Annotated in this window: 21 protein-coding genes and 2 pseudogenes; 9 read left to right on the top strand and 14 right to left on the bottom strand. The window is 46.3% G+C overall.

The features are described 5' to 3' along the window. Nucleotides 1-36 precede the first annotated feature (36 nt). On the bottom strand, nucleotides 37-456 hold the full coding sequence (locus MJQ52_RS13240) for a MarR family transcriptional regulator (protein ID WP_003151040.1): 420 nt from the start codon (nucleotides 454-456) through the stop codon (nucleotides 37-39). A 375-nt stretch (nucleotides 457-831) separates the two neighbouring features. On the opposite strand from MJQ52_RS13240, the pseudogene MJQ52_RS13235 reads away from it, so the two are divergent. Continuing rightward, nucleotides 832-2,229 (top strand): annotated as a pseudogene (locus MJQ52_RS13235) (amino acid permease). 63 nt (nucleotides 2,230-2,292) lie between these two features. On the opposite strand, the gene MJQ52_RS13230 reads toward MJQ52_RS13235, so the two are convergent. The 3 genes from MJQ52_RS13230 to MJQ52_RS13220 form a co-directional block, all read right to left on the bottom strand. Continuing rightward, complete coding sequence (locus MJQ52_RS13230) at nucleotides 2,293-2,793, bottom strand: YwgA family protein (protein ID WP_007407653.1); 501 nt, start codon at nucleotides 2,791-2,793, stop codon at nucleotides 2,293-2,295. A 39-nt stretch (nucleotides 2,794-2,832) separates the two neighbouring features. Beyond that, nucleotides 2,833-4,134 (bottom strand): HD domain-containing protein, encoded by a 1,302-nt coding sequence (locus tag MJQ52_RS13225; protein ID WP_146275737.1) that lies wholly within the window; start codon nucleotides 4,132-4,134, stop codon nucleotides 2,833-2,835. A gap of 160 nt (nucleotides 4,135-4,294) precedes the next feature. Then, nucleotides 4,295-4,519, bottom strand: coding sequence for a DUF1450 domain-containing protein (locus MJQ52_RS13220; RefSeq protein WP_003151034.1), 225 nt, complete (start codon nucleotides 4,517-4,519; stop codon nucleotides 4,295-4,297). 203 nt (nucleotides 4,520-4,722) lie between these two features. Between MJQ52_RS13220 and MJQ52_RS13215 the strand changes: the two genes are divergently transcribed. The 5 genes from MJQ52_RS13215 (at nucleotide 4,723) to MJQ52_RS13195 (ending at nucleotide 8,598) form a co-directional block, all read left to right on the top strand. Beyond that, nucleotides 4,723-5,499 (top strand): RsfA family transcriptional regulator, encoded by a 777-nt coding sequence (locus MJQ52_RS13215; protein WP_025649388.1) that lies wholly within the window; start codon nucleotides 4,723-4,725, stop codon nucleotides 5,497-5,499. Between the two features lie 261 nt (nucleotides 5,500-5,760). Further along, entirely contained in the window at nucleotides 5,761-6,075 is a 315-nt protein-coding gene (locus MJQ52_RS13210; RefSeq protein WP_014306027.1) for a PadR family transcriptional regulator, read from the top strand. Then, nucleotides 6,076-6,630: an HAAS signaling domain-containing protein gene (locus tag MJQ52_RS13205; protein WP_003151028.1), complete on the top strand. Its 555-nt coding sequence runs from the start codon at nucleotides 6,076-6,078 to the stop codon at nucleotides 6,628-6,630. Nucleotides 6,631-6,727: 97 nt separating this feature from the next. Beyond that, nucleotides 6,728-7,648 (top strand): ATP-binding cassette domain-containing protein, encoded by a 921-nt coding sequence (locus MJQ52_RS13200; protein ID WP_003151027.1) that lies wholly within the window; start codon nucleotides 6,728-6,730, stop codon nucleotides 7,646-7,648. Beyond that, complete coding sequence (locus tag MJQ52_RS13195; RefSeq protein WP_094247417.1) at nucleotides 7,645-8,598, top strand: ABC transporter permease; 954 nt, start codon at nucleotides 7,645-7,647, stop codon at nucleotides 8,596-8,598. The genes MJQ52_RS13200 and MJQ52_RS13195 overlap by 4 nt, the downstream gene beginning before the upstream one ends. On the opposite strand, the pseudogene MJQ52_RS13190 reads toward MJQ52_RS13195, so the two are convergent. The 6 genes and pseudogenes from MJQ52_RS13190 to MJQ52_RS13165 form a co-directional block, all read right to left on the bottom strand. Next, nucleotides 8,588-9,425: pseudogene (locus tag MJQ52_RS13190) on the bottom strand (hypothetical protein). The gene MJQ52_RS13195 and the pseudogene MJQ52_RS13190 sit on opposite strands and share 11 nt — an antisense overlap. Next, nucleotides 9,416-10,213, bottom strand: a complete 798-nt coding sequence (locus tag MJQ52_RS13185) for a hypothetical protein (RefSeq protein ID WP_094247416.1) — start codon at nucleotides 10,211-10,213, stop codon at nucleotides 9,416-9,418. The pseudogene MJQ52_RS13190 and the gene MJQ52_RS13185 overlap by 10 nt, the downstream one beginning before the upstream one ends. Further along, the gene (locus MJQ52_RS13180) at nucleotides 10,182-11,105 is read right to left on the bottom strand and encodes a DUF6895 family protein (protein WP_025853619.1); all 924 of its coding nucleotides are present in this window, start codon (nucleotides 11,103-11,105) and stop codon (nucleotides 10,182-10,184) included. Before MJQ52_RS13180 ends, MJQ52_RS13185 begins: the two co-directional genes overlap by 32 nt. Before the next feature lie 48 nt (nucleotides 11,106-11,153). After that, nucleotides 11,154-11,333: a hypothetical protein gene (locus tag MJQ52_RS13175; RefSeq protein ID WP_003151018.1), complete on the bottom strand. Its 180-nt coding sequence runs from the start codon at nucleotides 11,331-11,333 to the stop codon at nucleotides 11,154-11,156. 152 nt (nucleotides 11,334-11,485) lie between these two features. After that, the gene (locus MJQ52_RS13170; RefSeq protein ID WP_025853620.1) at nucleotides 11,486-12,349 is read right to left on the bottom strand and encodes a lipoate--protein ligase family protein; all 864 of its coding nucleotides are present in this window, start codon (nucleotides 12,347-12,349) and stop codon (nucleotides 11,486-11,488) included. 46 nt (nucleotides 12,350-12,395) lie between these two features. Then, nucleotides 12,396-13,295 (bottom strand): LysR family transcriptional regulator, encoded by a 900-nt coding sequence (locus MJQ52_RS13165; RefSeq protein WP_007407666.1) that lies wholly within the window; start codon nucleotides 13,293-13,295, stop codon nucleotides 12,396-12,398. A gap of 115 nt (nucleotides 13,296-13,410) precedes the next feature. Here MJQ52_RS13165 and MJQ52_RS13160 point away from each other — a divergent pair, with 115 nt between their 5' ends. Beyond that, entirely contained in the window at nucleotides 13,411-14,388 is a 978-nt protein-coding gene (locus MJQ52_RS13160) for a YeiH family protein (protein ID WP_094247415.1), read from the top strand. Between the two features lie 36 nt (nucleotides 14,389-14,424). On the opposite strand, the gene pta is transcribed toward MJQ52_RS13160, so the two are convergent. Beyond that, entirely contained in the window at nucleotides 14,425-15,396 is a 972-nt protein-coding gene (pta, locus tag MJQ52_RS13155) for a phosphate acetyltransferase (protein WP_094247414.1), read from the bottom strand. Between the two features lie 262 nt (nucleotides 15,397-15,658). Here pta and hemQ point away from each other — a divergent pair, with 262 nt between their 5' ends. Then, nucleotides 15,659-16,423, top strand: coding sequence for a hydrogen peroxide-dependent heme synthase (hemQ, locus tag MJQ52_RS13150; RefSeq protein ID WP_003151011.1), 765 nt, complete (start codon nucleotides 15,659-15,661; stop codon nucleotides 16,421-16,423). Between the two features lie 120 nt (nucleotides 16,424-16,543). After that, nucleotides 16,544-17,323, top strand: coding sequence for an SDR family oxidoreductase (locus MJQ52_RS13145; protein ID WP_017418688.1), 780 nt, complete (start codon nucleotides 16,544-16,546; stop codon nucleotides 17,321-17,323). Nucleotides 17,324-17,339: 16 nt separating this feature from the next. Here the strand turns inward: MJQ52_RS13145 and MJQ52_RS13140 are convergent, their stop codons facing one another. The 3 genes from MJQ52_RS13140 to MJQ52_RS13130 are packed head-to-tail and all read right to left on the bottom strand — an operon-like array spanning nucleotide 17,340 to nucleotide 21,148. After that, entirely contained in the window at nucleotides 17,340-18,539 is a 1,200-nt protein-coding gene (locus MJQ52_RS13140; RefSeq protein ID WP_094247413.1) for a pyridoxal phosphate-dependent aminotransferase, read from the bottom strand. Nucleotides 18,540-18,551: 12 nt separating this feature from the next. Continuing rightward, nucleotides 18,552-19,733, bottom strand: coding sequence for an MFS transporter (locus tag MJQ52_RS13135; protein ID WP_017418686.1), 1,182 nt, complete (start codon nucleotides 19,731-19,733; stop codon nucleotides 18,552-18,554). Beyond that, nucleotides 19,730-21,148: an ATP-grasp domain-containing protein gene (locus MJQ52_RS13130; protein WP_094247412.1), complete on the bottom strand. Its 1,419-nt coding sequence runs from the start codon at nucleotides 21,146-21,148 to the stop codon at nucleotides 19,730-19,732. Before MJQ52_RS13130 ends, MJQ52_RS13135 begins: the two co-directional genes overlap by 4 nt. Nucleotides 21,149-21,151 lie beyond the last annotated feature (3 nt).

The following is a 21,151-nucleotide window of genomic DNA, read 5'->3' as shown; positions in this document are numbered from 1 at the left end:
CCTTGATAATGGCCGGCGCTGCTATGTCAGGCCGGCTTATTTCACAACCTTTTCAACCAGGCTGAAAAAGATTTTCTTTTCTTCCTCTGTCAATGCTTCGAACAGTTCGTCAATCAGCAGCTGCCGGTTTTCAATCATTTGCATGGCCGCCATTTTTCCCGATTCGGAAAGCGTCATCCATACCGTGCGGCGGTCTTCGTTGTTTCTCGACCTTTCCACGAATCCTTCTTTTTCTAAATGATTGAGAGCGGTTGTCGTGGCGGAAGGCGATAATGTGACCTCCTGTAATATATCTTTAATCGTGCACGTGCCGTGCCGGTAAATAATCCTCAGAATAAATCCTCTGATATTGTTTATACTCTTCGGAATTGTCGCCTCATCAAGCTTTTTCGTGCTCTTTAAATATTTCGTGAGCGCGTAATCCAGTACATTTGCTTGCAAGTTATCGTGCTTCATGCAGAAACTCCCCATTTCAAGATGCATCCATCATCATTTGTTTGTTTTTTATTACATTTTACTGATACCTTACGGAGAAAGTCAAAATTCCGGCCGGAATGCCCGCAACTTTTATCCTGCCCTGCACAGGCTTTTGTCTCCCTCTTTTTTACCATATCCTTTTATGCAATGCTGGTTTTATAGACACGATTCAGGTAAAATCATTAAGGGTGACTGCGTTTGACGGAAAGGATAATCTGATCGGATGCGGCAGACAATATGATTGGAAAAGAAAAGAAACGGAACAGACGGGGAAACAGAACACAGGATTGTCGATTACACAGAAGATGTGACACGGGTAAAAGCCAAAGAGTCCCTCTTGGCTTTTGCTTTTGGATGGAGGGATGCGTGTTGCGGAATATCCTACAAAAAAAAAAGACATCACCCAGCTGCTTGAACAAAGCAGAAAAAGGCAGACTGCCAAAACGATGGGTGGATTTGATTTAACATTACTGGGCATCGGCGCCGTCATCGGGACGGGCGTCATGGTTCTTACAGGCATTACAGCCGCGAAAAACGCCGGGCCTTCCGTAATCTTTTCTTTTATCATTGCAGCCGTTGTCTGCAGCCTTGCAGCATTATGTTACGCCGAAATCGCTTCTGTTCTCCCGGTTTACGGAAGCGCCTATATTTACTCTTATACCACCATGGGAGAAATTGTCGGCCATTTAATGGGCTGGACGCTCTTATCCGTTTATATGGTGACGGCGTCGGCGGTGGCAAGCGGCTGGTCAAGTTATTTTAATAATCTGTTAGCCGAAATCGGCATGCCTTTGCCGGACAGTCTGCTGCACGTGCCGAGCCAGGGGGGGCATCGTCAACCTTCCTGCCATCATCATTACTCTATTAATTGCCGTCGTTCTGTCACGCGGCTCTAAAGAGAGCAAAACCTTTAATAATATAATGGTTCTCGTAAAAATCGGAATTGTTTTGCTGTTTATCATCACAGGAAGCTTTTTTGTAAAGCCGGGCAATTGGCACCCTTTTATGCCTTTTGGAATCAAAGGCGTCATTACGGGGGCTTCTGCCGTCTTTTTTGCGTTTCTCGGATTTGACGCGATTTCGGCTTCGGCTGAAGAAGTCAAAAAACCGCAGCGCAACCTGCCGATCGGTATTATCGGTTCACTGGTGATCTGTACATTGGTGTACGTCATCGTCTGTCTCGTCATGACGGGTATGGTTCCGTATTCACAGCTTAATGTGCCGGAAGCCATGTCTTATGTGCTGCAGACTGTCGGACAAAACGCGGTGGCGGGCATTATCGCTGCCGGTGCGGTGATCGGACTGATGGCCGTCGTTCTCGCCCATACCTATGCGGCGACCCGTATATCTTTTGCGATGGCAAGAGACGGAATGCTGCCGAAAGTCTTTACCATTGTCGGAAAGAAATCGGGAGCGCCGATCTTTAATACTTGGCTGATCGGACTGATCAGCGCATGCATCGCGGGTTTTGTTGATCTGAAAGAGCTGTCAGATCTCTCAAACATCGGCGCGCTATTGACATTTGCCATGGTCAGTCTGTCCGTGCTGATTCTGCGCCGCACCCATAAAGATCTTCCACGGGGATTTAAAGTGCCTTTTGTACCCGTACTGCCGATTTTGGCCATTATCTGCTGTTTGTTTTTAATGGTCAATCTGCCGCTGAAAACGTGGCTTTATTTTGCCGTCTGGCTGATCATCGGCGTCATCGTTTACTTTTTATATTCGTACAAGCACAGCAAATTGAGACAATAAACAAAACCAGGCCCGCTTCATTGCGGCCTGGTTTTTTCATAAAAAAAGACGAAAGCATCGCCTTTAACAAATGTGTTTCAGCTCTTCTATGTAGTGAAGCGCCTCATCATATTCTTCATCCGTATATTTCTGTTTGCTTTTTATCGTAAACACTTTCTCTTTCTTTTCCTCAGCTTCAAGGCCGTCAAAATACAAAATCGTAGACACCAGCTCCAGAAACCGGGATGAGCGGCTGTTGACGCTGTCGATGTACTTCTTCATATCCGGCATTGTGAGCTCCGCATGATGTAAAAACTCGGCTCCCGTCTCCGTCAGCGAGTACCGGTATTGAAAGTAGCCGCCCTTTTTTTCCTTCACCTCATCCAGAAACCCAAGATTGCACAGCTCTTCAATTCGAAGCGTCAGTTCTTCGGAATACGGGCCGTAAAAATGAAAATCATATTTTTCGTAGAAAGGATACTGCATTTTCTTCGCGATATAAATGATTTTCTGCAGCTTTTTCCGCCCGATGATTTCTCCAGAATCCGAGAACACCTTCATCAGTTTTGCATGTTCTTTCAACAAATTCCCGACATCTCCTTTTCCTTCTTTACCAAAATCCTTTTATGTCAGTCCCAGCAGCTGCCGGATTTTTAATTTTGCTTCAGGGTTTTCTGAATCATCAAAAATGAGGTCCATCGGATAGTACAGCTTATGATCCGTCCGGCGTTTGCCCGAAATGGATTCGACAATAGCGGACTGCCTGGACAGCTCTTTGATCTGGCCGTTCTGCGTTAACAGATGAATCGGCAGACGCTCCTCCTCTTCACCCGGCCGGTAAAAATCATACGGCAGATCCGATGAAGAATCGACCACTAAATAGTAATTGGGATCAATTCCCGCCTCTTTAAACAGAGCGGTCAGTTCAAAATAAGCCGACATTTCCTCATTGGGGTTAAATTCGGCGTATTGAAACAGCTGGCGGTTAATGAAGCGGCGGCACAAGTCGGACAGAATCGGGTCCTCTTCTTCCTCCCAAGCCTGGAAATAATATAAAATGATGGCTTCATCAAGCTTCAGATAATCCGCAAGCGTCAGCTTCCCTTCAAAAATGGAATAAAAATGAACGGGAGCATGAGTGAATATATACCCTTCTTCATGGAGCTGCTTCGCACGGTGGAGAATTTTCGTCAAAATGACTTCTGCGCTTCTCGTCACGGGATGAAAATACACCTGCCAGTACATTTGATAGCGGCTCATAATATAGTCTTCGACGGCGTGCATGCCGCTTTGCTTAATGACGATCTGGTCCTCTCGCGGACGCATGACCCTTAAAATCCGTTCCATATCAAAATGTCCGTAGCTGACGCCCGTATAGTATGCGTCCCGCTGAAGGTAATCCATCCTGTCGGCATCAATCTGGCTCGAAATCAGGCTGACCACCTGTTTGTTTTTGTATGTTTTGGCAATGACTTCGGCAACATCCTGGGGAAATCCCGGTCCCGCCTTTCTGAGAACCTGATTCACCTCGGTGTCGCCGAGAATGATTTCCCTCGTATAGTCTTCATGATCCAGATGAAAAACCTTTTCAAAGGAATGCGAAAACGGCCCATGTCCCAAATCGTGCAAAAGCGCGGCGCTGAGACAGAGTTCGCGTTCATTGTCATCCCATTCAGAACGCCCTTTAAAAACATCATCAACCATTCGTCTGACAATCTCATAGACGCCGAGAGAATGGTTAAAACGGCTGTGTTCCGCGCCGTGAAAGGTCAAATACGTCGTACCGAGCTGTTTGATCCGGCGCAGCCGCTGAAATTCACGGGTGCCGATCAAATCCCAGATCAGCTTGTCCCGCACATGAACATAGCGGTGAACGGGATCTTTAAACACTTTTTCTTCTGATAATTTTCCGTTTGGATACGCCATCGTCATTCCCTCTTTTTTTTAGCCGTGATTCTATTATATCGGCTCTGTAATTTGAAAACATCCTTGAATTTGTCCGGCGTTTTGTTCCAGTTTTCCGACATTGATTTTTTGAAGCAAAAAAGCCTGACCCATCGGGCGAGGCTGTCGTAAAAATACACATTTACTTTTTGATCTTCTTTTTCACTTTCTCAATCAGCTCGTCCTCAGTCGGCGCCGACAGCGGGCGGTTGTTTACGAAAGCAAACGATTTTTTGCGTCCGGGCCCGCAATATGACTGACATCCGACCTCCACTTTTGCATCCGGGTCAGCTTCTTTCAAACGCGGCAGCAAAGTCTTAATATTGGTGGCCTGGCAATCATCACACACTCGGAATTCATTAGCCATGATGTACGCTTCCCTTCATTCAATGTTCCTCTATGTTAAATCTTAATTTTTAAAAACGAAAAAAATCACATCACGTTTTATTGTACAAGGATTCATCTTATCCTGCAAGGCTCTGCGTATCTCTCATTCTTTCAGCCAATTTGTATAAATATTTTCCAATCTGGACATTCTAATACCATCAAGATTATTGGGGGTTGAGAACATTGACAAAGCAAAGACAGGACGCCTGGTCGGAGGAAAATGACCTGCTGCTTGCGGAAACCGTGCTCCGGCACGTCCGGGAAGGGAGCACGCAGCTGAACGCCTTTGAAGAGGTAGGCGATAAATTAAACAGAACGTCGGCAGCGTGCGGATTCAGATGGAATGCCGTCGTGCGCCATCAATATGAAAAAGCGCTTCAGCTTGCAAAAAAACAGCGGAAACAGCGGATGCGCGCGCTCGGAAACGGCCAGCCGGCCAAGAAGAAACTATTATACCAGCCGCCTGCACCGGATGCGGACATCATTCAAGAAACCGCAGCCGAAGAGACGGTTCAAACGGAAGCGCCAAAAGAGGACCGGCAAGCCGTCATGTCCGGCGAACATATGCCTTATGTCGATGAAAGCTTCAAGGAAGAGTTAGCTAGTTTATCACATTTGCTGGCGCCTCAGCAGCCGAGCCAAAAGGCGGAGCTCACAATGGCAGACGTCATTCAATTTCTGCAGAGCTATGAAGGCAGCGGAAAGCAAACTTCCGCCTTGCAGATGGAAAATGACCGTTTAAAACGGGAAAATCAAGAACTTCAGTCTAAAACCGAGCAGCTGGAAGCGGCCGTCGAAAAGCTTGAAAAAGATCAAAAGACCATTCAGGAAGACTACGAAACCTTGGTGAAAATCATGAACAGAGCCAGAAAACTAGTTTTATTTGAAGACGACGAGCATGCCTCTTCTCCGTCCTTTAAAATGGACCGGAACGGCAATTTAGAAAAAATGGCCGAATAACGCAAAAAACCCCTTTCCTTGTCATGGAAAAAGGGGTTTTTGCCATTTGTCAATGACGCGCATCCTAATCTATATTAATGTAAACATTGTTCAGGAGGCCTTCTTCCCGCAAGGGCTGCGCATCTCGGTCCCCGCCCGCGCATAAGCATAAAGATTCAATTCCTCATCCCAAATGGTTCTTGGGAATTATTGATCGATTAGCTACTGTGCAATACACTGTATAGAGAATACAATTATTAGATATGATGGGAATGATAGTAAATGAGTAGCCAATTACGAAAAGGAGCATTGGAACTTTGTGTGTTGTCCCTGCTTCTTTATGAAGATTTATATGGTTATGAATTAATCAAGGTCATAAGTGAAACGTTCCCTGTATCGGAGGGCACCATCTACCCCATATTACGAAGACTTACGAAAAATAACTATTTAAAAACGTATACAGCAGCTTCAGATCAAGGCCCGTCACGCAAATATTATAAAGTAACAGAAGAAGGCGCCTTTTATCATCACACATTAAAATCGGAATGGCTTGACCTGTCCGAAAAAGTGAACAGCATCATTAAGGAGGGAAAATGAATGTGTAAAGACCAATATTTAAAACATCTCCGGCGGGAAATAAAAGATCTGCCGGAACTTGAACAAAAAGAGATACTCGCCGATATCGGCGAAATATTCCAAATGGGCGGCGCTGAAGGAAAAAGCGATGAACAAATCGCCGGCAATTTAGGAAACCCCAAAACACTTGCGCGCGCCTTAAAAGCGGATATTTTCATCAGTGATGCCGAGGAGCAGAAAACATGGCGCTCCTTTTTCAAAGCATTTGGCCTGATGCTGGGTATGGGCATGTTCAACTTCATGTTTATGCTGACACCGTTTCTTTTTGCCTCTGTTGCGGTGTTAAGTTTGATGGCAATCGGCCTGATGCTGATGACCGGATCATTCTTTCTCCTCGTAAAAGTGCCGATTGTAACAGCCATTTTTAACGGATGTATGGTCCTCGGAGCGGGTATGGCGGTGTTTATGGCCGGATTTGATCTTTCGAAACTGATATTCCGCATCTTTTTGCGCTATTTCAAATGGAATGTCAGCATTGTAAGGAGGGAAACCATTGAATCGAAAAATGTGGTATAGCATTGCTCTCATTTTAATCGCTGCCGGCCTGATCGGAAGCATGTTCTTCGGTTTTGACGGCTTTTACCCTAAATCATAAGGAAGGTGTGCAAGTAGCATGAGTGAACCAGCCCTGATATTAAAAGATGTCTCTAAAACCATCAATCATACCCCTATTGTACAGTCAATTTCTTTCGATGTGAGAAAAGGCGAGATATTCGGCCTTTTAGGGCCGAACGGCTCAGGTAAAACCACTATTTTCAGAATGATCGTACAGCTTATTAAAAAAACAGAAGGAGCCATTTCATTCAGAGGCAGACCGGACAGCGACTTTGAATATTTTATGAGACATATCGGGGTTATCATTGAAGGCCCGGATATGTATCCGAATATGACCGCTTTGCAAAACCTAAAATATTTTACTAAACTGCGCAGCACCTCGCTGCGAACGGGTGACCTTATGAATACCCTTGCAAAAGTCGGACTGGAGCAGGCTGCCCGCAAAAAAGTGAAACATTTCTCATTAGGCATGAAACAGCGCTTGGGGCTCGCTTATTCTCTTCTTCACAATCCCGGGTTATTAATTCTGGATGAACCGATGAACGGTCTCGATCCTAAAGGTATGAAAGAATTGCGCATCATTCTTTCCGATTTAGCGAAGCAAGGGGTTTCCATTTTATTATCAAGCCATTTATTGTCAGAAATGGAGGAGATTTGCGACAGGGTTGCCTACATTAAAAAGGGACGGATTTTAGGAATTGAAGACATGAAGAGCAGAAATGACCTTGGTCAGAAAAAGCTGTTTACCGTCACGGTCGATCATCCGGCAAGGGCGAAAGAAATATTAGAGCAGGACGGTATTCTTCAAGTACAGCAAAAAGACAGCCGCATCATTGAATTGGAAGCGGAGGAAGATACCATCCCGTATATCATTAAAACTTTGGCAGAGAAAGAGATTCTGATTTCCCGCGTTTCTGCAAGGACTTTGTCATTGGAAGAGAAATACATGATGATTACAGATCAGGAGGACGCGGTATGAGCATATTTCATCTGACGCAGAACGAATTCATAAAAATAACCCGAAAAAAAGGCACACTTTTATCTCTTTTTTTCCTGTTTCTCATCGTTTTGCTGGCCGGCCTTATTATGAATCATGAGTTAGATGCTTCCTCGGATAACAATTGGAAAGAACGGCTTCTCGCCGAAAAAAAACAGGAAGAAATTAATAAACCGGCTGAAACGGCAGGCGTTTATTATTCTGCTGATGTTAAGAATAAAGACTATTATTTGGAGCATAACATCAACCCTTATGAATGGAACGGCTGGAGGTTTTTCGGCACGGTTACTTCAAACGGGCTTGAGATTTTCGTAAGCTTGACTGCGATTTTAACCGTCAGCGGGGTTGTTTCTAAAGAGTTTGCCCTTGGGACGATTAAGTTTATCGCTACAAGCCCGAACCGAAGATGGCGGATTTTAACATCGAAATTTCTGGCCTCTCTTCTGTTTACCGGTATGATTTACTTATTTTACTGTGTGAGCTGTTTGCTGATCGGCGGCGTGTTATTCGGTTTTTCCAATGCTTCATATCCGCTCGTCTATACTCATTTAAATGACAGTCTGTATACCATCAGTTCAATCAAAGCATCCGGAATCATTCTGCTTTTGCGTTTCATATCAATTATAAGTATTGTCACCATTGCGTTCACTTTGTCAGTATTGTGCAAAAACCAGGCGCTCTCCCTTTGCTTATCCATTTTACTGCTGTTTGCCGGCAGTATATTGGGCGGAACTGATTTGCTTGCCCAATTTACGTGGTATAAATTTACGCTCTTTCCGCATTTAAACCTCGTTGCTTATGTAAATAAAAGTGCGGGTGATGCGATTTCAACGTTAAACATCCCCTATTCCGTGACAGTTATAGCGATCTACTTTCTTATTTGTTTATTGATTTCTTTTTCCGTCTTTCAAAAGAGAGACATTACAGCATAGACAGAGAGGCGGCGGCATAATGAGCGGACGGCAGGAAATACTGACGGTCCAGCAATTTGCCGCTGACCGCCCCTTGGTCCATCGCTAATGGATTCAAATAACCGAAGCTCCCGCTGCTTCGCTGCTGAAAGCGTAGAAATTCCCGCCCTTCCCGTATAAAAAGCGCCTCATCGAATCGGAGAAATTTCATAATGGCTGTGTATTTTGCAACGGCGGCAATGTGATACTTTCTGCACTCGGCTAACATTAAACCTGAAAAAGCAAAATCTGATGTTTTGTACCATTTTGCGAGAAAAGGCTGTAATTCTTTCATTTGCAAATAAGAGACGGCATAAAGGGCATCCGCCTGTTCTTCCTGGATGCCGCCCGGTGCCATGAGCAAATCGGCCTCACGTTTCATTGCGGTTTCTAAGAAAACGATCAGTTCTTCCGGGGTCACCGCTCCAAAATAAGCTGCTAACACCATGAGGATCATAGAGGAAGGCTCTGATTTCAGTTCCTCTTGTAAACCGCGGACCATTTGTTCAAGTCCGTTATGAAAAAAGATGCTTTTTGCGGCATCCATCCTGCGGTACACATGATACGCATACGCGAACAGGACCGGATGGCATTCGTGCGTTTTTTCCCAAAAATAACGGTCTAAGAATAGAATAATTTCTTCTGTATCCTTTCTTTTTTCAAAATGATGACATGCCGCTAAACCGCAAAACAGGTGCATGAGATCATCTGCTTCCATTTCTTCCGGCTGCAGCTGAATGTTCTTCCAAAAACCCAGCAGCCATTCTTCTGTTTTTTTTTATATTAAAATGTTCCTTGACTATCCGCATGTTCCACACTCCAGATTCAGAATCTCAATCGCCGGCAGAAGAGCCGGAGCACAATGAATGGATGGATTCTCGTTATTTATATGATGAAGAGCCGCTTGACAGCCATAAAAAAATGGATCGATACACGATTGGATAAATAACATATTGCACAGCTGTTTCATTTTTCGGCTGCCGAGACAAAACACAAGCCATTTTTGAATGGAGGCCTTCAAGCCGGGATGAAGCAGATGCTCTCCCTGGTCTAAATGAAGAAGACAGTACTCGACAAACTCCAGCTCGTTTTCAGCTGTTCTTTTCCATGCGTCATGGAGCAAAGGCTGAAACATCGAATTCTTGTAAAAGCGCACTTTTTCATGGTCAGTTGACATTCCCAGCTCATTCAGTAAACCGACGAATTCGGCATATTTAAAATAAGGCCATTCTTTTTTTATAAGATAGCCGTTTTGCAATCCGTGACGTATGATCTGATCATCCGCTTCCATTCCCTGCTTCTTTTTATAAGCTTTTGCCGTTAAATAGATATGAATCAACTCATTGACAATGGCCGTGTTACAGTGAAACAGATCTTCCCAGCATGACTTATCAACGAAAGCGGAGGCAATCCTTTCAGTATGTTCTTTTACAGTAGAAGAATGGCTCGTCTTTCTGTAGTATTTGCAGAAGCCGGCAAACAGCTGAATGCTCTTTTGATCCGGAAGCGATTGTTCAGCAAAAGATAATAAAAATTGATCCGTCTCTTCAGCTAATCTGTTCAAGTTAATCGTTCCTTTCTGTTCTAAGACAGGCATGCGCGGCACCCGCGGCGACAAGTGTTGTATGATAGCAATGTTTGAACACATCTTCTCTTCGCTGTTCACCTTTCAAACCGGGTTTATGTTGATAGGTGATGCTCGGGACATTCCCCTCTTTCATTCGGCCCCGATAGATTTTATTCCAGGCTGCTTCATAGAGCGGTTTATGGTTGTCCTTATCCATGTCGATATGTAAAAAAGAGCTGCACATCAATAATTCACTGGTAATATCTAAATTCTCAAGACAGATATAGATCCCGAGAAATTTCAGGACCTTTTCTTTTAAGGACGGCAGATGATATTCTTTATCCGTAAGCGAAGAACATCCCATGTCTGTTATATAAAAAATCGTATGAGTGATGCTGTACGCATCATGATCCGTCATATATGTATTTGGGATATCCTGGCCAGCTGCTGTGTAGTGATATAAGTCAGAAAAGTCCGTTATTTCCGAGGTTACGCCCGCTCTTTGCAGACTGTACTTCAAATCCATTTTTCGAAAGGGAATTTTAGCAAGGCTGCAATCAAAACGCGCTGCCGTGAATTTTTCCAGCTCCCATATCACTGAAGCCTGTGACGGATGATCAGTCAAGGTAAGAAATTCACCCGCAATAGCCAATCCGGCGAGACCGTCCGGATCAAAATGAATAAATTCTTCAAGCTGATCATTACGGAGCCTTTCTGTAATAAACTCCGTTAAAACAGCAACCTCCTTATCATCTGCCTGATTTCTGATCAGGTAATTGGTAAGAAAAATGAGTTCTATAAATGTTTTAAGACGCCATCTGAAATCATTCGCTACTTTATGATTCATATCAAAATAATGGATATTTTCAACAATCCATGACAGTGCTCCCCGCTTAATTTCTCTTATATACTCTTGTGTCACACTCTCACCGCCTCGTCTCAGATGCGTAGGCTCCAAACAGTGATTATCTTACTTTTGAGCGGCTAAATCAGAGAAATTCAAATTCGGGTTTTGATTGTCTTCTTGGCTCGGCACTACAAGCACCCAGCCGCTCCAAGCGAAAGAATTGCCTGATTGTTCCGCATCTCCGGCTAACAAATGTGTCGGGATCGTGATTCTTTTTTCTTCTTTTATTTTTTTAAAGTTCATATCTCCATCTCCTTCAGTTTATAGAATTATTTGGAACCTACATAAATATATTAATCAAATAAGGTATATAATGTAAACTAGTTTTGATATAACGATTCTTTTTCACTATAACTAAATAGTATATAATTACCAAAAACAAAAAAAGCCCGGACTCAGTCCAAGCTTTCCTGCGTGCCGAACACCTTCTCATTCCGTTCCAGCATTCGGGTCAGATTTTTTTCAAATACCATTTCCTCTTCCGGCGATAATCCGGCTGCATACAGGCGTCCGCTGAGTTCCTTCAGTTCAGTCAAAAGCGCCAGCATTAAGTCCTGCACGGTAATGTCCGTTTGCAGCAATTCGCTTAATGAAGCCATCGTTTCGGGCCGGATATCGGGATATACGCCTTTTGTATCGTTGCTTTTGTCTTTTAAAGCGGCTTGATAGAAACGTCTGATCAGATCGGCGCGTTCGCTTCCGCTTTTATCGGCGCAGAGGTAAATCTGAACCGCGGTTCCGCCCCGCAGGCGTCTTTGTGAGATTCCCGCGAATTTTCGGCCGCCGATGCTGAGATCATAGCTGCCCGGACAGTACGATCCTTTAATTTCATATGCTTCAATTTCGGCATTGTGCGGACGCAGCATCCGCCGCACCAGCTCTGTCATCGCCTCGTAGCCTCTGTCAATGTCGATGCCTTTTTTCTCATCTTCAAAAATAAGCGAGATATTCAATACGCCTTCATCGAGAACGACCGCTAGGCCTCCTGAATTGCGGACAATGACACGGTAGCCTTCGTCCTCCAGCAATTTCACGCCGTCCTCTAAAAACGGCAGGCGTGTGTCCTGAATACCGAGCACGATCGTCCGGTGGTGCACCCAAGAGCGTGCCGTCGCAGGCGATTCCCCTTTGCCTACGGAGGCGCACAGCGTATCATCCATTGCGAATGACTGCTTCGCATCAAAATAAGGGCCGAGGCTGGATTGGTCAATGATTCTCCAGCTCGGCTGCATCAGTAAATCAATCGGTTGCTTTCCCATCTATATTAAATCCCTTTCGTCATAGGCTTTCCATGCGTTTATTATATCACTCCGCTTGAGATGATTGAAATTGGCTTTTCAAAAGAGCGATGAAGATTTCTTTGTTTTTTGTGTTCTCCATAATGGAAGATTGGATGATAGACAGTTTCCGTTTTAAGGAGAATCCTTTTATCTCAAGCACGGAAATGCTGCCGTGAAGCAGATCCTTTTGCAGCACGCTTTTTGACAGAACGGAAAGACCCATTCCGCTGATCACGGCTTCCTTGACGCCCTGGTTGCTGCTGATCGTCATCATGGATTTCGGCCGCAGTCCGTTTGATTGAAGGACATGGTCTAAATATTCCCTCGTTCCCGAACCCTTCTCCCTTGTCACCCACGCTTGATTTTGCAATTCGGCAGCCGGGATGTTTTTTCTGCCGGCGAGCGGGTGTCCGTTCGGTGCGGCAATGCACAATTCATCCTCCATAAACGGCTGAATGTCGAGCTCGTTTTTCCCCGTATGCCCTTCAATTAATCCGATATCGGCTTGAAGCATCCGAACCGCTTCGCTGACCTCCTCCGTGTTTCCGATCATGACGTCCAGGTTCAGTTCGGGATACTCGTTATGAAGCTTTGCGAGAAGCGGCGGCAGAATATATTCGCCGATGGTAAAGCTCGCGGCGATTTTGAGCTTCCCTTTGACATAATGATGGTGGGCGTAAATTTCGGATTTCGCCTGTTCGTACAAAAAGACCATCTGCTTGGCGCGCTGATAGAGAATGTCCCCCGTCGGCGTCGTCGTAAAATGCTTCGGAGAGCGGTTCAGCAAGGCAGTTTGAAATTCTTTCTCCAGGTTTTTAATGTGAAGGCTCACGCTCGGCTGAGAAATCATCAGCTTCTGCGCCGCCTTTGTAAAGTTTTTTTCTTCCACGACGGCAATGAATGTTTTCAGTTCCCCATAATACAAAAAGCATCGCCCCTAATCATTATTTTTCCTAATCGTTTATATCATATAAATATATTTTACTAATGATTAAGACCGCAGTAAAGTGGAGTTATCAAGATAATGGGAAGTGACTGAGATGATGATGGTAAAAGGTATTTCAGTTACCGCAGGAATTGCGTTTGCGGCTTTCTATGTCAGCCGCCTGCCGTTTTTGCATATGCTCGGAATGCTTGTCCTTGCCATGCTGATCGGCATGCTCTGGCGCGCCGTATTCGGACAGCGGGAGGCATTAGAGCCGGGGATCGCGTTCTCAAGCAAATACTTGCTGAAAGCAGGCATCATCCTGCTTGGCATGAGACTGAATCTGGCGGATATCTATCATGCGGGCTGGCACGTATTTGCAATTGCCGTCTGCTGTATGATGTTTGCGGGTGCCGTTGTATACGGACTGTCCCGGCTGTTCCGTATAGATCAGACACTCAGCACGCTGACAGCCTGCGGCACAGCGATCTGCGGGGCGGCAGCCATTGCCGCGATCGCGCCGCAGATCAGATCAAATGAAAATGCAGCCGCCATCAGCGCGGCCGCCGTTTCGTTATTAGGAACCGTTTTTACTGTTGTATATTCTCTTGCTTATCATGGATTGGGGTTTTCTCCTGCGGCTTACGGGGCCTTTTGCGGGGCAACGCTTCACGAAGTGGCGCATGCGGCGGCGGCCGGCAGCGCCGGAGGAAAAGCAGCCGTCGAGATGGCGGTGATCGTCAAACTGACCCGGGTCGCGCTGCTCGTCCCGGCCGCATTCATGCTCGGAATGCGGGCGCGCCGCAGCGGAAAGTCAAAGACGGCTTCTGCCGCTTCGCTCCCCATCCCTTGGTTTATCTTCGGATTTCTCGGAATGAGCGCCATCCATACATCAGGCGTTATTTCAGCTTCGTTTTCCGCGTTTCTTGTTCAAGTGTCTTATGTTTTAATCGGCATGGCGATGGCGGGTCTCGGTTTGAAAGTCCATATATCGGCGTTTCGTCATAGCGGCTGGCGGGCGCTCGCAGCAGGCTTGATCGGTTCTCTCTGTTTGTCCCTGTTCGGCTGGGCCGCAGTGACGTTCTTTCTATAAAAAAAGCCGGACCTCGTAAAGGCCGGCTTTTGCGGATTACAGCGCTTGAACAGCCGTAATTAACGCAAGATTGTAGACGTCTTCCGCATTACATCCTCTGGAAAGATCGTTTACAGGCATATTCAATCCTTGCAGAATCGGTCCGACCGCTTCAAAGCCGCCTAAGCGCTGAGCGATTTTGTAGCCGATGTTTCCTGCTTCAAGGCTTGGGAATACAAATACATTCGCGTCTCCTTTAATGTCGGAGTCCGGCGCTTTTTTCTCCGCGACAGACGGCACAAATGCAGCGTCGAATTGGAATTCGCCGTCAAGCGTAAGCTCAGGCGCTTTTTCCTTCGCAATTTTCACGGCTTCAGCCACTTTGTCCGTCTCGTCTGATTTCGCCGATCCTTTTGTAGAGAAACTGAGCATGGCAACGCGCGGGTCAATGTCAAACATTTGAGCCGTATTGGCGCTTTCAATGGCGATTTCGGCAAGGTCCTGGCTGTCAGGAGCAATGTTGATCGCGCAATCAGCGAACACATACTGCTCGTCACCGCGGGCCATGATGAAGACGCCTGATGTTTTTTTCACGCCTTCTTTTGTTTTAATGATTTGCAGTGCAGGGCGCACCGTATCGGCTGTAGAATGTGCAGCTCCGCTGACAAGTCCGTCTGCGAGACCTTTGTACACAAGCATCGTGCCGAAATAGTTTTCGTCCAGCAAAGCTTTGCGGGCCTGTTCTTCCGTCGCTTTGCCTTTGCGGCGTTCTACGAAAGCCTGAACGAGTTCTTCCATGCCTTCATATGTATGCGGGTCAAAAATGTCCACGCCGTCAAGCGTAAGATTTAATTCTTTCGCTTTTGCCTGAATGTCTTCTTTATTGCCGACCACAATCGGCTTTAATACCTTGTTGCCCGCCAAGTTGTTGACCGCAACCAGGATACGTTCGTCCAACCCTTCAGGAAATACGATTTTCACATCTTTTCCTGCGACTTTTTCTTGTACTTTTGTAAATAAATCTGCCACGATATTCCCTCCTCTATGTTGACAAAAAACGCTTACTTTTACAGCATACTCTTCTTCCAGCTAAATTCAAATAACCAACTTCTATTATAGCGCTTTCAAAAAGAAATCTTATTTTTCTAACTAATTTAATTGACGGTTTGTTTCACGGCTTAGTTTCTGACACAAGGCTTCGGATTATTCAAGGTTTCTCCACAGCCGAAACGGTTAAACTGTGGTATAGTGAAGGCATCAATGTAATGAAAAGATATAGGAGTGAAGATACATGAGTGAGCAGCAAAAAACGAACGAAGCCGCCCAAACGCTTGACGGTTGGTACGCGCTTCACGATTTCCGCACAATGGACTGGACGTCATGGAAGATGTTATCCAGCGATGAGCGCCTGTCGATTATTCACGAATTTACGGGACTGCTTGAAAAATGGGGCGTCGCCCAAAAAGAAGGCAAAGGCTCGCAAACCATCTACAGCATCGTCGGACAGAAAGCTGATTTTATGCTGATGATTCTTCGCCCGACAATGGAAGAGCTGAACGAAATCGAGCTTGAATTTAACAAATCAAAGCTTGCTGAATTTACAATCCCGGCTTATTCTTATGTTTCCGTGGTTGAGCTGAGCAACTACCTGGCAAGCGGAGAAGGCGATCCGTATGAAAATCCGCATGTCCGCGCCCGCCTGTATCCTGAGCTGCCTGAAGCGAAATACGTCTGCTTCTATCCGATGGATAAAAGAAGAAGCGGCAATGACAACTGGTACATGCTTTCTATGGATGAACGCAGAAACCTGATGAGAAGCCACGGCTTGATCGGACGGAGCTATGCCGGCAAAGTCAAACAGATTATCACGGGATCTGTCGGTTTTGACGATTACGAATGGGGCGTCACGCTCTTCAGCGATGATGTGCTTCAGTTCAAAAAACTTGTTTATGAAATGCGCTTTGATGAAGTCAGCGCGCGCTACGGCGAATTCGGTTCATTTTTTGTCGGAAACCGCTTGTCTCTCGACACGCTTCCGAAGTTTTTGCATGTGTAACACCCACCCGCCTGTCCGGCGGGTTTTTTTATTTGTCAGAATTTAAATAAAATTTGCTATTTTTATCATTTTTTTTTACGATGTAAAGGAGATTCCATTTTGGTAAAGGGGTGCAGACAGTTGTCAAAACGAACCGCATTTATTATGGGAGCCAGTCAGGGGATCGGCAGAGCGATCGCTCTGAAACTGGCTGACAATGGCTTTCATACCGTCATTAATTCACGAGTTCCCGAAAATATCGAATCGGTAAAAGAAGAGATCCTCGCCAAACATCCGGATGCGGGCGTCACCGTTCTGGCCGGCGATATGTCGGACCAGAAGGCGAGAGCCGGCATTTTTGAAGAGATCAGATCACAATGCGGACGGCTTGATGTATTGATCAACAACATTCCGGGCGGCTCGCCGGATACCTTTGAAAACTGCGATATAGAGGATATGACAAATACCTTTACGAATAAAACGATCGCCTATATCGACTCTATGAAAACGGCCGCAGCGATCATGAAACAGCACGAATTCGGCAGAATCATTAATATCGTCGGAAACCTATGGAAAGAACCCGGCGCCAATATGTTTACCAACAGCATGATGAACGCCGCTTTAATTAATGCCAGCAAAAACATCGCCATTCAGCTTGCGCCTTTTCACATTACTGTCAACTGTCTGAATCCCGGATTTATCGCCACAGACCGTTATCACCAATTCGTGAAGAATGTCATGAAGCAAAACGGCATTTCTAAAGCGGAAGCGGAGGAACGGATTGCCTCAGGCGTCCCGATGAAGCGTGTCGGAACTGCGGAAGAAACCGCGGCGCTGGCTGCCTTTCTTGCCTCTGAAGAAGCCTCCTATATTACCGGACAGCAAGTGTCAGCCGACGGCGGCAGCATGAAAAGCATATAATAAAAACATCCCGCTCTCAGCGGGATGTTTCTTGTAATGAAGGAAAGGACAAACCTAGCTTTTGAATCCGCAGCACGACTTCCCTTAAATCGCCCTGTTTTGCCACCATTGATATTCTGACATAACGCTTTCCGCCGCTGCCGAAAATCTCGCCGGGCGTCACGACAACATGGGCATGCTCCAGCAGATAGTCCGAAAACTGGTGTGATGACTCGAATTCATTCGGAATTTCAGCCCAGACATAAAAAGTCCCTTTCGGTTTTTCAATGCTCCAGCCTAATTCCTTTTCACATAACGCCGTGAAAAAATCAATCCGTTCTTTATAAGTGCGCTTCAGACGCTCCGTATGCTCAGGATTTCCTGACAGCGCCGCCGCTGCCGCCTGCTGAAGGCCGCCGAACATGCCGACGAAGACGTGATCCTGAAACTCATTGACCGCCTGAATAATTTTCTCATTCCCCACGGCAAATGCCATTCTCCAGCCTGCCATATTGAAGGTTTTCGAAAATGAATAAAGCTCCGCGCCGACCGTTTTTGCTTCCTTCGCCTGAAGAAAGCTGGCCGGGTTCTGATCAAATTCGAACGCGCCGTATGCAAAATCGTGAATAAGATGGATGTCATGACTTTTTGCAAACGCAGCCGCTTTTTCATAAAACGCCTGATCCGCAGTCGCGCCCGTCGGGTTATTCGGGTAATTCAAAAACATCAGCTTGGCTTTTTTCAGGACGGCGGGATCAATCCGCTCAAAATCCGGCAGATAGCCGTTTTCCGGATGAAGCGGCATCTCATGCAGCTCCGCTCTGGCCATTGTGATTCCCGATAAATACTCAGGGTAGCCGGGGTTCGGGACTAAGGCGATATCGCCGGGGTTCAGCAGGCATTGCGTCAAAACGTACAAACCAGCTTTCCCTCCGCCGAACAGCGCGACTTCTGTCTCCGGATTGACCGATACCCCGTACTCTCTCTCATAAAATTCCGCGATGGCTTCTTTCAGAAACGGATAGCCTCTGAACGGGCCGTATCCGTGATACGAAGGATTCAGCGCAGCCTCCCGCAATGTTTCAACGATATGCGGCGGAGTGGGGAGATCGGGATTCCCCTGCCCGAGATTAATGATCTGGGCTCCTGTTTTCTCCATCTCTTTTACCTTTTGAAAAACGAGCGAAAATTCCTGTTTCGGAAGTGTCTTGATGACGTCGGACGGTATGATTTCCATCTGAAAGGCTCCTTATAAATGAATTTGCTCTGATTCGTTATTCCGTTCTGAAAAGGATTTATTGACCAGTTTTGTATGCAGAAACAGCCCGCTGACCAAAAGGACGATAAACGCCATGATGACTGCCGCGTCTACAATGTTGATCAACATGGAACCGACGGCGATGCACAATCCGATGGACGCCTCCGCCACCGAAAAGATCCGTCCCTGAATCTGGTTCGCCGCGTTCTCCTGAACTTTGACCTTCGCCAGCACCTCACCGTATTCCATTGCGATAAAGAAAAGAATGGCGGCAATGACTGACACGGCGAAAATCGGGGTAAACAAAAACAGCGCAAGCGAGACGATCGATAACACTGTAAAATACATCAGCCCTTTATTGTTGTTAAAGCCCCATTTGCTGACAAGAGCGGCGCCGATAAAGCCGCCGAAGCCGATACAGAACGTCAGGATGAAATTGCCGATTTCCCCGTCGCCTAAAAAGCGGCTGACAATCGGGAAATAGCTGTAGACGACACCCCACAAAAGCGCCATCGTAATCATCGTGAACATGGCGTTTAACACAAAAGCATTTGTTTTGATTTCCTTCAGGCCTTCTTTAAACGACTGAAAAGCTTCTCTTACGTTTTCTGACTGAATCGGCACGTATTGAAGCTTAATGCGGCTGATGAAAAACGCGGAGACAAGATAGGTCACCCCGTTAAACGCGACGGCAAGCTCCACAGAACCGCCTAACAGAAAAAGTCCGCCGGCTGCAGCGCCGACAATAATCGAAATCGTCGTGGCTTTTGCAAACAAAGTGTTGATATTTTTAATATCCGCTTCTAAAGACGACATGACCGCGAGACGTGCCGGGTTAAAGAACACGCCGCTTCCGTAAGAAATAAACAGCAGCGCCAGAAAAAGCAGCGGATATTCGCCTTTCGGGAGAAATGTCAGCCCCAAAAAGATGACACCTCTGATCACATCCGTCCACAGCATGATTTTCACCCTGTCGAGCCGGTCCACGAGCACGCCTAAAAACGGCTGAAACACCATCGGAATACTACGGACCGCGATGACGCCGGACGTCACCCAGTAGTCGTGATAGTATGTAGACAAAATGAGCAGGGCCGGGAGAACGCAATAGTCTCCCATAAACGAAAGCGCCTGCCCGAAAAGCAAATACTTAGAGTTCGGTTTCAGCTGTTTCATACCGGTAACGCATACTTTGCAGTCAGCTTCGCCTGCTGCTGAATTTGTTTGATTGATTCGGCCACGTCACCCGAATTGCTTCCTTTCAGCTCGAACGCCGCAATGCTGTTGAACGCTTCGAACAGCCGCAGATCCACGGACGTACCCGCCTCGGCCGCCGAGAAAGAAACGAGTTCGGTGTCTCCCTTTAAGACGCCGTCAGGAATGTCAATGCTTTCAATGACGAAATCGACAGCTGTCTCAGGCAGCTGGCCGTTCTCTTTGAAATGCTGTGGATACAAGTGGCAGTCGGCGACATAGCACGGCTCCTGCTCCAATAATCCATTCGGCAGATCGGCTTCTTTTCCGAAACAGAGAACATCCAATAACAGCTGCGCCATATCGACGCCGAAGACCTTTTTAATATTCGGAATCATGTTCCAGCCCGCAAATCGTGCCGCTGATTCAATCAATCCGGCTTCCCGGTTTTTCATTAATTTTATTTCTGTATGTGTCGCGCAGTTTTCGAGGCCGAGTCCTTCATTCGCCTTTTTGGCAGCTTCGACGATTTTCCGCTTCGCGTCATCATCCAGGATGGACGGCGTAATATGCGATGTCTCCGTGAATCCGATTTGCGGTGTTTTATCATGAATCGCGACAGGGAAGTATTCCCCGTCGGCCATGATGCCTTCTATGCTGATATAGTCGGAATAACCGCTTGTTTCGTACCAGTCGTCATACTCGCCCTGCAAAAATTCTTCCGCGATAAAAGGCGCTTCAAACGTGACCGCTTTCGGTACGTTAATCGACTTCAGGTATTCATTGACTCTGTTAAATTCGGCTTCTGCCGTTTCTCTCTCTTTGATGAGCGTCACGCCGATGGAGCTCGCCAGATATGTAGGCTTCAGAATGAGCGGCGTTCCGATTTCCTGAAGCGCGGCGCGGAAATCTTCCAGCGTCGTCACCCGTTTGTTTTTGATGGACTTGACGCCGGCCCGGTTGAAGGCGGCTCTCATTTTGTTTTTATCTCTGGCATTTTCAGCGGCCTGTACGCCCGCTCCCCGCAGGCCGAGACGTTCACACGCTTTTGCCATCGGAGCGATAAACAGTTCATTGTTGGTCGTAATGGCGTCAACCGCGAACATGTCAGCCACCTTGACGATTTCTTCGACGACTTCTTCCTCAGGTTTGTCATGATCTTCATGAGCCCAGTAAATCGAATCGGGATGCTCAAAATCAGCCAGACTCTTAAAATAGTCTTTATCTTTAATGACCGCAATCGAGTATTTTTCAATTAATGCCGCATGAGAGGCTGTAATTGCAAAAGGTCTCGGAATAAAGCTGACGAGGTTGTATTTTTCGGCTGCGCTTTTGTAAAACATATGCGGCGGGCATCCCCCAAGGTCAGCGATAACCAATACTGTTTTTCTCTCCATATG

The organism is Bacillus sp. jun7, from assembly GCF_051034795.1.
In the GTDB taxonomy this organism is placed as follows: domain Bacteria; phylum Bacillota; class Bacilli; order Bacillales; family Bacillaceae; genus Bacillus; species Bacillus velezensis.
Note: the sequence above shows the minus strand (reverse complement) of the source record. Positions and strands in the feature narration are given on the sequence as shown.